Below are 11,420 nucleotides of genomic sequence, written 5' to 3' on the forward strand. Positions count from 1 at the left end.
ACAGGCCGCGGGCGAGCCACGCCAGGAACCGGAGCGGCCGGGCCTCCCCCTCCGGCTCAGCCGACGGACGAGGTCACGGTGTCCACGTGCTTCTGGCTGACCGAACGCCCCGACACCAGCACGAGGTCGAGCGCGCGCAGGTCGGCCAGGCGGTCGAGCGGGTTGCCGCGGACCGCGATGACGTCGGCGCGCTTCCCGCCCTCCAGACTGCCGGTCTCGGCCCCGACCCCGCACGCCTCGGCGGCGCGTACGGTGGCCAGCTCGACGATCTCGGCGTTGCCGAACCCGGCCTCGGCGAACACCTCCAACCCTGACACGTAGTCGTCGGTGCGCTTGTCCAGCCCGGCGATGGCGAACCCGGTGTCGGTCCCGGCGACGAGCCTGATCCCGGCCCCGCGCATGGCGGCGAGGTTGCCCAGCCAGCGGTCCATCGGCTCGGCGCCGACGAGCGCCCGCAGGTTCCAGAACTGGCCGTGCACGGTCGGGCACACGTACGTGCCGCTTGCCGCGATGCGGTCGGCCAGCCGCGCGTCGTAGGCCGGGCCCGCCGGGGTGTGGAACGTGCAGTGCTCGATCGTGGTGACCCCGGCCTCCAGCGCGTTGCCGATCGACTCGGGGGCGTGGGCGTGGGCCGCGACGGTCCTGCCGCGCGTCGCGGCCTCCTCCACGGCGGCCCTGATCAGCGCGGCCGGGTACTGGGCCCGCCAGCTCGGCACCGAGCCGGGCGACATCTCGCCGCCCGAGGCCATCACCTTGAGGCAGTCGGCGCCGGCCCGCAGGTTCTCCCTGGCCACCCGGCGGACGGACGGCTCGTCGTCGGCCTCGCCGCCCATGTACCAACAGTGGCCGCCGGTGACCGTGATCGGCCGGGTCGCGGCGATCAGGTGGGGGCCGACGGCGAGGCCGCCCTCGATCGCGTCGCGCAGGGTGAGGTCGAGGAAGCCGCGCCCGCCGAGGTCGCGGGCCGTGGTGACGCCCGCGGAGACGAGCTTGCGGGCGTTCTCGGCCATGCGCAGCAGCAGATGGCCGTCGCTCACGGCGCTGCGCCCGGTCACCGGATCGACCGTGCCGTCGAACCCGAGGTGCACGTGCGCGTCGACGAGGCCGGGCAGCAAAGTGTGGCCGGGCAGGTCGAGCGTCTCCGCGGCCTGGCCCGCGCTGCCGCGGGGGCCCACCGAGACGATGCGCGAGCCGTCGATCAGCACCTCGCCGTTCGTGATGACCTCTCCGGGACGCCCGGTGAGCACCGTGCCGGCACGGATGATCCGCATGCCTCCACAGTGCCACACGCGGCCCCGGCACGCCCGCCCCGCCGGGCGCCGGGAACACGACCCCCCAATTGATAGGAAGGTTTACTTATTACGGCATGATGGCCGTCCATGTGGACGCGCGACTTCGTGCTCTTCTTCACCGCCCGCACGGTGTCGATGCTGGGCTCGGCGATGATGCCGGTGGCCACCGCGCTCGGCATGCACGACGCCGGTTACGGCGCCACGGGCGTCGGCCTGGCGCTGGCCGCCTGGATGGTGCCGATGGCCGGGCTCATCCTGTTCGGCGGCGTGCTCATGGACCGGTTCACGCCCCGCCGCATGATGGTCGCCGCCGACCTGGCCAGGACGGCGACGCAGGCGGGCACGGCGGCCCTGTTCGGGCTGGGCCGGCCGGAGTTGTGGCAGGTCGTGGCGCTGTCGGCGGTCGCCGGGGCGGCGGCCGCCATGTACACGCCGGGCGTCGCGGGCACCATCTCGCGGATCGCGGCCGACGTGCAGCGGGCCAACGCCACCCTGCGCATGTCCGAGGCGATCATGCAGTTGCTCGGGCCGGGGCTGGCGGGGGCGCTGGTCGGACTGGCCGGGGTGGGCGTGGTGTTCGCCGCCGACTCGGCCGGGTTCGCGATCAGCGCGGCGTGCCTGCTGCTCATGCGGGTGCGGGTGGCGGGCTCCGGCGAGGAGCCGGTGCTGGTGCGGCTGCGGGAGGGCTGGCGGGAGTTCCGGTCGCGCACGTGGATGTGGAGCGTCATCCTGATCTGGGTGGTCTTCGGGATCACCCTGTTCGGGCCGCTGATCCCGCTGGGCTCGGTGCTGGTGACCGACGCGTACGGGCAGACCGCGTACGGGCTGGTCATGTCGGCGAGCGGGGCCGGGACGATCGTGGGCGGCCTGGTGGCGCTGCGGATCAGGCCGGCCAGGCCGCTGGTCGCGGGCGGGATCGGCATGTTCCTGTTCGCGCTGGAGCCGCTGAGCTTCGCGGCCGGCGTGCCGCTCGGCGTGATCATGGCCTGCCACGTGGTGGGCGGGGCGGGGTGGGCGTTCTGGTCGGTGATGTGGGCGACGAGCGTGCAGACGCTGGTGCCGGCCGAGGCGCTGAACCGGGTCAGCGCGTACGAGATCGGCGGCTCGACCATGTCGCTCCCGATCGGCCAGGCGCTGGCCGGGCCGGTGGCCACGCTGGTGGGCTCCCGCGAGGTGCTGGGCTTCTCCGCGCTGGTCGCGGTCGCCGGCTGCCTGGCGCTGCTGTCCCTGCGGCCGGTGCGGCAGATCACCTTAAGGCCACGGGAAGAGGACCGTAAGGCCGCTCCCGCATCGTAGAGGCATGACAACGACGCAGACCGCACAGTACGAGATCGTCCGCACCTTCGACGCCCCCCGCGAGGACGTCTACGCCGCCTGGACCGAGCCCGAGCGCTTCTCCCGCTGGTTCGGCCCCCGCATGCTGGCCACGCCGGTCGGCCGGATCACCCTCGACGCCCGTCCCGGCGGCCGGTGGCGCGCGACGCTCGTCGGCGAGGAGGGGTTCGAGGCGACGCTGGAGGGCTCCTACCGCGAGGTGCGGGAGCCCGCCCGGCTGGTGTTCACCACCGGCGACCCCGACAACCCCGGCGACGGCCCGGCCTCGGTCGTGACGCTCGACCTGCTCGACCGGGACGGCGGCACCGAGATGCGCTTCCACCAGTTCGGCGTCAACACCGACCAGGAGCACGCCGAGCAGGCCAGGGCCGGCTGGGACGAGTTCTTCGACCGCCTGGCCGAGCATGTCGCACGCTGACCCCCGCCACGCCGACCCCCGACACGCCGCCCCCCGACACGCCGACCCTCAGAACAGGCCGAGGGCGTCGTCCAGCTTGTACGTGCCACCCCGCTCGTACGCCGCGGCGAAGGCGTGCTCACCGAGCGCGTCCCGGACCCTGGCCGTGACCCGCTCCTCCTCCTCGCGTTCGGCGGAGTTGGCCGGGGTCCGGATCTGCTCGCGGACCGCGGCGGCCAGCCCCAGCAGCACCGCCGCGCGCTCGGTCGGCCCGGCCGCCGACGCCGCGCCCGCGACGCACGCCGCCGCCGTGCGCGGGTCGCCGACCCTGACCGCCGCGGCCAGCGCCTCCCGGTGCAGCTCCAGGGCCGCGGCCGGGTCGCCGCGCAACTCGGTGACGTGGCCCAGCTCGACCAGCAGGTCCGGCAGGTGCAGCGGCGGCTCGACGGCGGGGTCGCGCGGCAGGCCCGCCAGCAGGTGGTGCAGGTGCGACTCGGCCAGGTCGAGCAGCCCGGCGCGGCGCGCGGCGAAGGCCAGGCCCATCTCGGCCATGGTCTCGCCCATCTTGTAACCCTGGCCGAGCGCCAGCTTCAGCGCCCGTCCGCACAGCTCCATGGCCTGGTCGTAGGCGCCGTCGTGCAGGGCCGTCCAGCCCAGCCAGGCGATGCGCCCGGCCACCTCGGGCCACAGGCCGAGCTCCTCGGCCATGCGCAGCCCCTCGGCGAACAGCCGGCGCGCCCGCTCGTGGTCGCCGGCCATCTCGGCCGCGCCCGCCAGCCATTCGGTGGCCTGCAACATGCCCCAGCGGTCGCCCAGCTCGCCGAACAGCCGCGCGCTCTCCCCCGCGTCGCGCTCCAGCGCCTCGGTGTCGCGCGTGGTGAACGCGTCGCGCGCCCGCCTGGCCAGCGCGACGGCGACGCCCCACGTGTCGCCGAGGGCGCGGCAGGCGGCCAGCGCCCGTCCGGTCAGCTCCTGGCCGGTGACCATGTCGGGCACGCTCATGCCGGCGAACAGCTCGGCCCTGGCCCGCTCGCCCGGGTCGGCGACGCGCTCCAGCAGCGGCTCCCACGCGACCTGCTCGCCCAGCAGGAGCGCGAACCCGGCGTGCCAGGCCGCCGCCCGCTGCCTCGCCGGGCCGTCCGGCCCCGCGACGGCCAGCGCCGCGCCCAGCGAGCGCCTGCCCTCGGCCAGCCGGCCGCGCAGGAACCAGTACCAGGCCAGCGCGTTGACCAGGCGCGCGGCGGTGTCGGCGGCGCCCTCGGCGATCGCGATGTCCAGCGCGGCCCGCATGTTGGCCGACTCGGCGTCCAGGCGCAGCAGGCGGTCCCGCTGTTCGCCGCCGTACAGGCCGGGTTCGGCCGCCACGGCCAGCTCCAGGTAGTGGCGCAGGTGGGCGCGGCGCACGTCGGCGAGCTCGCCGGCGTCGGCCAGGCGGCCCACGCAGTACTCCGACACCGACTCCAGCAGCCGGTACCTGACCCCCGTCGTGCCCTCGGCGACCACCACGAGCGAGCGGTCGACCAGCCGGGCCAGCAGGTCGAGCACGTCGAGCCCCGGCTCGGCGCACACCGCCTCGGCCGACTCCAGGGTGCAGCCGTCGGCGTGCACGGCCAGGCGGCGCAGCACCACCCGTTCCTCGTCCGACAGCAGGTCCCAGCTCCAGTCGATCACGGCGGTGAGCGTCTGCTGCCGGGCGGGCGCGCCCCTTCGCCCGGACGCCAGCAGCCTGAACCGGTCGTCCAGCCGGTCCACCACCCCCTGGACGCCCAGCGCCCGCACCCGCGTCGCGGCCAGCTCCAGGGCCAGCGGGATGCCGTCGAGCCGCCGGCAGAGCTGGGCCACCGCCTGCGCGTTGCCCGCCTCCAGGGCGAACCCGCGGGCCGAGGCGGCGGCCCTGGCGACGAACAGCCGGACGGCGTCCGAACGTGCCATCTCCGTCAGGTCCGTGCCCGCCGGCAGGTCGAGCGGCGGGACGCTCCACAACACCTCGCCGTCCACGCCGAGCGGCTCCCGGCTGGTGGCCAGGACGGTCAGGCCCGGCGCCGCGGCCAGCAGCGCGTCGACCACCTCGGCGACCTGCTCGACCACGTGCTCGCAGTTGTCCAGCACGAGCAGCACGCGCCTCGGCCGCAACGCCGCGGCCAGCCGCTCGCGCACGTCGCCGCCCGACGGGTCCTCCCGGATGTCCAGGGCGGCCATGATCGCCTCGGCGGGCGAGTGAGTGGCGCCGTCGAGCGCGACCAGCCAGGCGCCGTCGGCGAAGCCGTCCAGCAGCCGGTGCGCCGCCTCCAGCGCCAGCCTGGTCTTGCCGACGCCGCCGGTGCCGGTGAGCGTCACCAGCCGCTCGGCGGTGACCAGCGAGCAGACCTCGGCCAGCGCCTCGTCCCTGCCGACGAGCTTGCTGACGGACGCGGGCAGGTTCGTGGTGGGCCGCTCGGCGGGCAGGCTCAGCGCCGGATCCTGGGCCAGGATCGCCTGGTGCAGCGCGACCAGCTCGGGGCCGGGGTCGAGGCCCAGCTCGTCGGCCAGGCGCTCGCGCAGCTCGGCGAAGCTCGCCAGGGCGTCGCTCTGCCGTCCCGCCCGGTACAGGGCGCGCATGTGCACGGCGCGCAGCCGCTCCCGCAGCGGATGCCGGGCCACCAGGTCGCCCAGCTCGCCCACCAGCAGCCCGTGCTCGCCCAGTTCGAGCCGGGCCTCGGCGCGCTGCTCCAGCGCCGTGAGCCGCTGCTCCTCCAGCCGGACGATCGCCGACCTGGTGTACTCCTCGTCGGCGAAGTCGGCGTACGCCGCCCCCCGCCACAGCGCCAGGGCGTCGGCCAGCAGCCCCGCCCTGGTCCGCGGGCTGTCGGCGGCCTCGGCGCGGGCCAGCAGGCCGGCGAAGCGGTCCGCGTCGAGCGTGCCGGGATCTGTGCGCAGCAGGTAGCCGGGCGCCCGCGAGACCACCAGGTTCTTGCCGCCCGGCTCGGCGTCCTCCAGCGCCTTGCGCAACTGGGAGACCCGCACCTGGAGCGCGCCCGCCGGGTTGCCCGGCGGCTCCTCGCCCCACAGGTCCTCCACCAGCCGGTCGGCCGAGACCGGATGGCCCTCGTGGACGAGCAGGTCGGCGAGCAGCGCCCGGACCTTGAGCCCGGGAATCGTCACGGGCTCCCCCGCGTCGGTCCACACGGCCAGCGAGCCCAGCACCCCAAAACGCATGTCCGTCACCTTATGCGGCGTCGTAAGCCCACGAGAAGCGCACCGGAAGCGCCCTCCGGCACGGTGAGAGCGACGAAAGGGGAAACGACATGAAGACCGGCACCCTCGCTGGACGGCGTGAATGGACGGGCCTCGCGGTCCTCGCCTCGGTGGCCCTGCTGCTCTCCATCGACCTGAGCGTGCTCTACCTGGCGCTGCCGCACCTGAGCGCCGGACTCGGCGCCTCCGCGCCGCAGCAGCTGTGGATCCTGGACATCTACTCGTTCATGCTGGCCGGGTTCCTGGTGACGATGGGGACGCTGGGCGACCGGATCGGGCGGCGCAGGCTGCTGCTGATCGGCTCGGTGGCCTTCGCCGCGGCCTCGGTGGCCGCCGCGTACTCGGTGAACGCGGAGATGCTCATCGTGTCCCGGGCGCTGCTCGGCGTCTCGGGGGCGACGCTGCTGCCGTCGTCGCTGGCGCTGATCCGCACGATGTTCACCGACGGCCGCCAGATGGGCACCGCGATCGGCCTCTGGTACGGCTGCTTCATGCTCGGCATGGCGGTCGGCCCGCTGGTGGGCGGGCTGCTGCTGGAGCACTTCTGGTGGGGGTCGGCGTTCCTGATGGGCGTGCCGTTCATGGCGGCCGTGCTGGTCGCCGGACGGCTGCTGCTCCCCGAGTACCGCGACCCGCACGCCGGCCGCCTCGACCCGGCCAGCGTGGCCCTGTCCCTGGCGACCATCCTGCCGGTCGTCTACGGGCTCAAGGAGGTCGCGCGCGGCGGCTGGCAGCCCGTCCCCCTGATCGCGGTCGCCGCCGGGACGGCCTTCGGCGTGGTGTTCGTCAGGCGGCAGCGCACCCTCGCCAACCCGCTGCTGGACCTGCGGCTGTTCGGCGACCGCGCGTTCGCGGCGACGCTGGGGATCATGTCGCTCGGCGGGATCGTCATGGCCGGGACCACGCTCATGACCACCCAGTACCTGCAGACCGTGGAGTCGTTGTCGCCGCTGGCCGCCGGGTTGTGGCTGGTGCCGCAGAACGTGGCGATGATCGTGGCCCTGTCGGTCGCGCCGCGGCTCGCCGCCCGGATCGGCACCGCGTACGTGATGGCCGCCGGGCTCGCGCTGGGCGCCGTCGGGCTGTTCCTGCACACCCAGGTCCCCAGCGTGGGCGGGACCGGGCTGGTCGTCACCGGGCTGGTGCTGGCCTCGGCGGGCATCGCGCTGCCGATGGGCGCGGGCAACAGCGTGATCATGACGGCCGCGCCCGCCGAGAAGGCCGGGTCGGCGGCGTCGCTGACCGAGACGAGCGGCGAGTTCGGGGTGGCGGTCGGGGTGGCCGCGCTCGGCAGCCTCGGCACGGCCGTCTACCGCGGGCGGCTCCCCGAGCACCTGCCGGTGGAGGCGGTGCGGGAGAGCATCGGCGCGGCGGTGACCGCCGCCAAGGACCTGCCCGACCTGCTGGAGGTGGCGCGGGCGGCGTTCACGGCGGGGCTGAACACGGTGGGGGCCGTGAGCGCGGTGGCCTTCGCGGGGCTGGCCGTCTTCGCCCTCCTCACCCTCCGCCACCACCGCCCGACGCCCTGACCCCTCCTGCCCGCTCGCCCCCTTGTCCCTTGACCGCCGGCCCGGCCGGCGGTCCTTCGCCATCGCCGAGGTTTTCGGGGCATGCCGTTCGTACGCCGGGTCAGGCGGACGGCGGCGCCTTCCGGCCATGCTGTTCGTCCGCGCGATCAGGCGGACGGCGGCGCCTTCCTCGCCGAGCCGCGGTAGCCGGCCGCGTCGTAGCGGCGTTCGTTGTCGGCCAGCTTGGCGGTCGCCGCCGCCACCAGATCGACGCCCAGGACGTCGGCCAGCCGGACCAGGTACAGGGTCACGTCGCCGAGCTCGGCGCGGATGCGGGCGAGCGTGTCGGGGTCGGGGCTCGCGGACTCCTCGGCGGTCAGCCACTGGAACTCCGCGACCAGCTCGCCCGCCTCCCCCGCCAGCGCCATCGCCAGGTTCTTCGGCGTGTGGAACCTCTCCCAGTCGCGGGCCCGCGCGAACTCCCGCAGCCGTACGGCCAGCCCTTCCAGCTCCTCGCTCACGCCACCCGACCCTACTGGCCCGCCGGGCGATTCATCACGACCGGTGATGACAGTCCGGGCGAACCCCGTCTGGTTCCCCGGTCGCTTCCGCGATCGACTGGCTTGCGTGTTCTCCCACTTCAACGGCCCTGTCCTCGTCCCCGGCGACCCCGGGTACGACGACGAGACGGCCCGCTTCAACACCGTCGCCGGCCCCGTCCGCCCCGCCGTGGTCGTCGGCGCCCGGGACGCGGACGACGTCCGGAAGGCGATCGACCACGCCCGGTCGGCGGGGCTGCGGGTGGCGGTCCAGGCGACCGGCCACGGCCTGTCCGCCCCCGTGGACGGGACCCTGCTGATCAACACCCGCCGGATGACCGGCCTGTCCGTCGAGCCCGCCACCCGCACGGCCCGCGTCGCAGCCGGGGTGCGCTGGGGCCAGGTCATCGACGCCGCCGCCGGACACGGCCTCGCCCCGCCGAACGGCTCCTCCCCCCTGGTCGGCGCGGTCGGCTACACGCTGGGCGGCGGCCTGCCCGTGCTCGGCCGCACGTTCGGCTGGGCCGCCGACCGGGTCAGGTCCCTGGAACTGGTCACGGCCGACGGAACCCTGCGCACGGTGAGCCCGTACGAGAACCAGGACCTCTTCTGGGCCCTGCGCGGCGGCCGGCCGGGCGTCGGCGTGGTGACCGCGATGGAGCTGGAGCTGGCCGCCGTCCCCCGCATCCACGGCGGCATGCTGCGCTTCCCGGCCGAACGGGCGTCCGAGCTGCTGACCGCCTGGCTGCGCTGGAGCCGCGACCTGCCGGACACGATGAACACCTCCATCGCCCTCCTCCGCCTCCCGAACGCCCACCTCACCGCCGTCCGCCTCGCCCACGCCAACTCCTCCCCTTCACCCGCCCCCACCCCCTCGGACCGCACGCCCCAGGAACTGATCGCCCCTCTCCGCGCCCTGAACCCGGCCGAGGACACCGTCAGGGACCGCCCCTACACCGAGATCGCCGCCGTCCACGAGGACCCCACGGAACCCGCCGCCTACCGCGAGCTCTCCCTGATGCTGCACACCCTCGACCCCGATCTGTTCGACCGCGCCGACCCGGACTTCGCGATGGTCGAGATCCGCCGTCTCGGCGGCGCGTTGGCCGCCGCCCCGGACGTCCCGAACGCGATCGACCACCGTACGGCCGCCTACAGCCTGACCACGATCGCCTTCGCGGGCACGAACCCGAAGCCACCCCTGGACCCCGCCGACCCGTCCAGCACGGGCCTCCGCTTCCGCAACTTCCTGGCCGGCCCACAGGCCCCCGCCCTGGCCGCCGAGGCATACACCCCATCCACCTGGACCAGACTCACCTCCCTCAAACCCACCCACGACCCCGACAACCTGTTCCTCTGATCGTCTGACGTCCGAGCGCCGGTGCCCCGCATGCTCGCCGGCCGGCTGGTCGAACGGGCCGTCTCCTGCCTGCGGACCTGTTGGGCGAGGAGTTGGCTGTCGGCGCTTCCGCCGACGTACATTCGCAGGTATGAGCGCCGGACATGCGCACGAGGAGCTGCATCACCTGGTCGATCGGCTGTCGTCCGACCATGCGCGGCACGCCGACATGTCAGGCGAAGACGACAAACCGGTACGTCGTCGGCTCTCGATCGCCGGGATCGGCGCCTCCGGTGAGGGCAATCTTTCGGAACGTGTCGAAGATCTGCCGGCCGAGCGGTTCAACCGCACAGTGTGACCGCTGTTCTCCTGGATACGGACCCGTTGATCGCGGTGGTCGACCGCGATCAACAGACGCATCCGTTGTCGCGATCGCCGAGCGGCTCTCCATCACCCATTGATCGACGCGACTTTTCGCCTGTGCGACCGCGTCATGTGGTGGCGTTCACAGTCCGCATGGCCAGACGTGCGCGGATTCCTGGAGAGTGAGCGGGGATTCACCCGGCCACGCAGGCGTCTGGCATGTGAGTGCCCGCTGCCTCGCAGGTCGAGGGCGAGGCGCCAGGGCGCCGGAGGCGCGGGGGTGCGCCGGAGGCGCCGGAGGAAGGGCGCCTGAGCCCGGAGGGCGAAGACCCTTGAAGCGCCCGTCACTCCACGGCGGCCGTGCTCTCGCGGACGATCAGTTCCGTGGCCAGTTCCACCCGTTTCGTCTCCGGCACCTCGCCCTTCCCCATCCCCAGCACCGTACGGGTGGCCAGCGCCGCCATCTCCTGCAACGGCTGGCGCACGGTCGTCAGCGGCGGCCAGGCCGACTTCGACAGCGGCAGGTCGTCGAACCCCACGACGCTCAGATCCTCCGGAACGCGCAACCCCCGCTGCCGGGCGGCCTCGAACACGCCGAACGCCATCAGGTCGCACCCGGCGAAGATGGCCGTGGGCGGCTCGTCCAGTGACAGGAGTTCGTGGCCCTGGTCGTGGCCGGAGTCGACGAGGAAGGTGCCGCGCCGGACGAGTTCGGGGGCGAGCGGCACGCCGGCCGTCTCCAGGGCTGCGCGGTAGCCGTCGACGCGGGCCTGGCTGCACAGCATGTCGGCGGGGCCGCTGATCATGCCGATCCGGCGGTGGCCGAGTTCGAGCAGGTGGCGGGTGGCGGCCAGGCCGCCGTTCCAGTTGGTGGCGCCGACCGAGACGATGCCGGGGGCCGGCTCGCCCTCGGGGTCGACCACCACGAACGGCAGCGACCGCGCGCTGAGCTGGGCCTGCACGCCGGTGGACAGGCGCGAGGCGACGATCACCACGCCGTCGGTGCGGCGGGCGGCCAGGCGTTCGAGCCAGTCGCGGCCGGGACCGGCGTGGGTGTGCAGCACCGAGATGACGACGCTGGCCCCGGCCTCGTGGGCCGCGCTCTCCGCGCCGCGCACGATCTCCATGGCCCACGGCGACTCGATCTCGGCGAACACCAGGTCGATCAGGCCGGCGGGGGTGTCGTCCTGGCTGACGCGCCGCTGGTAGCCGTGTTCCTGGAGCAGCCGTTCGACCTTGTGACGGGTCGCCGGCGCCACCTCGGGCCGGCCGTTGATGACTTTGGAGACCGTGGGGATGGAGACCCCGGCCTCTTCTGCGATCAGTGCGATCGTCACGCGCCTCTTAGCTGACACGTTCGGGAGTGTATCCGAAAGTTTCGGACCGGGATCGCTCCCAAGGCAGCTATTGACG

The 11,420-nt window shown here is 74.1% G+C and carries 9 protein-coding genes; 5 read left to right on the plus strand and 4 right to left on the minus strand.

The features are described from left to right. Positions 1-56 precede the first annotated feature (56 nt). Positions 57-1,271, minus strand: a complete 1,215-nt coding sequence (locus AB0J46_RS01900) for an amidohydrolase family protein (RefSeq protein ID WP_364325055.1) — start codon at positions 1,269-1,271, stop codon at positions 57-59. Between the two features lie 108 nt (positions 1,272-1,379). On the opposite strand from AB0J46_RS01900, the gene AB0J46_RS01905 reads away from it, so the two are divergent. Both AB0J46_RS01905 and AB0J46_RS01910 read left to right on the plus strand, forming a co-directional pair. Beyond that, the gene (locus tag AB0J46_RS01905; protein WP_364325058.1) at positions 1,380-2,588 is read left to right on the plus strand and encodes an MFS transporter; all 1,209 of its coding nucleotides are present in this window, start codon (positions 1,380-1,382) and stop codon (positions 2,586-2,588) included. A 4-nt stretch (positions 2,589-2,592) separates the two neighbouring features. Continuing rightward, a complete protein-coding gene (locus tag AB0J46_RS01910) occupies positions 2,593-3,045 on the plus strand; it encodes an SRPBCC domain-containing protein (RefSeq protein ID WP_364325061.1) in 453 nt (150 codons plus the stop codon). 48 nt (positions 3,046-3,093) lie between these two features. Here AB0J46_RS01910 and AB0J46_RS01915 read toward each other — a convergent pair whose 3' ends face one another. Continuing rightward, positions 3,094-6,219, minus strand: a complete 3,126-nt coding sequence (locus AB0J46_RS01915; RefSeq protein ID WP_364325064.1) for a BTAD domain-containing putative transcriptional regulator — start codon at positions 6,217-6,219, stop codon at positions 3,094-3,096. A gap of 89 nt (positions 6,220-6,308) precedes the next feature. Here AB0J46_RS01915 and AB0J46_RS01920 point away from each other — a divergent pair, with 89 nt between their 5' ends. Then, positions 6,309-7,787: an MFS transporter gene (locus AB0J46_RS01920; RefSeq protein WP_364325067.1), complete on the plus strand. Its 1,479-nt coding sequence runs from the start codon at positions 6,309-6,311 to the stop codon at positions 7,785-7,787. 146 nt (positions 7,788-7,933) lie between these two features. Here AB0J46_RS01920 and AB0J46_RS01925 read toward each other — a convergent pair whose 3' ends face one another. Then, a complete protein-coding gene (locus AB0J46_RS01925; protein ID WP_364325070.1) occupies positions 7,934-8,287 on the minus strand; it encodes a nucleotide pyrophosphohydrolase in 354 nt (117 codons plus the stop codon). Positions 8,288-8,393: 106 nt separating this feature from the next. Between AB0J46_RS01925 and AB0J46_RS01930 the strand changes: the two genes are divergently transcribed. Next, entirely contained in the window at positions 8,394-9,665 is a 1,272-nt protein-coding gene (locus AB0J46_RS01930) for an FAD-dependent oxidoreductase (protein WP_364325073.1), read from the plus strand. 130 nt (positions 9,666-9,795) lie between these two features. Further along, complete coding sequence (locus AB0J46_RS01935; RefSeq protein ID WP_364325074.1) at positions 9,796-10,002, plus strand: hypothetical protein; 207 nt, start codon at positions 9,796-9,798, stop codon at positions 10,000-10,002. 349 nt (positions 10,003-10,351) lie between these two features. Here the strand turns inward: AB0J46_RS01935 and AB0J46_RS01940 are convergent, their stop codons facing one another. Next, a complete protein-coding gene (locus AB0J46_RS01940) occupies positions 10,352-11,362 on the minus strand; it encodes a LacI family DNA-binding transcriptional regulator (RefSeq protein ID WP_352349793.1) in 1,011 nt (336 codons plus the stop codon). Positions 11,363-11,420 lie beyond the last annotated feature (58 nt).

Origin of the sequence: Nonomuraea sp. NPDC049758, assembly GCF_040674635.1 — a bacterium.
Lineage (GTDB): Bacteria > Actinomycetota > Actinomycetes > Streptosporangiales > Streptosporangiaceae > Nonomuraea.